Source organism: Pseudomonas sp. SIMBA_067 (assembly GCF_046534675.1).
Classification (GTDB): Bacteria; Pseudomonadota; Gammaproteobacteria; order Pseudomonadales; family Pseudomonadaceae; genus Aquipseudomonas; species Aquipseudomonas putida.
In genome coordinates this window covers 1-229 of the sequence record NZ_JAWRYH010001534.1, presented here as the reverse complement: position 1 = coordinate 229, position 229 = coordinate 1, and the positions used below count along the sequence as shown (strand labels likewise).

The following is a 229-nucleotide window of genomic DNA, read 5'->3' as shown; positions in this document are numbered from 1 at the left end:
AATTTCCGGCAGCAGAGCGCAGCCAACTGACGGCGCGGGTGATGTCGGTGGCGTTGCTGGTGCCGGCACTGTCGCCGACGCTGGGCGGGGTGATTGTCGACAGCGTGTCGTGGCGCTGGATCTTCTATGCCAACCTGCCGCTGGCGCTGGTCATCGGGTTGCTGACCATGCTGTGGATAAAACCTGACGTACCGACGGCCGTGCGCCCGGCGTTGGACATCGGCAGTAT

Annotated in this window: 1 protein-coding gene; it reads left to right on the top strand. The window is 64.2% G+C overall.

Annotation, left to right across the window (positions count from 1 at the left end):
- On the top strand, positions 1-229 hold a 229-nt coding region (locus tag SB765_RS34585), incomplete at both ends, for an MFS transporter (RefSeq protein WP_410933151.1).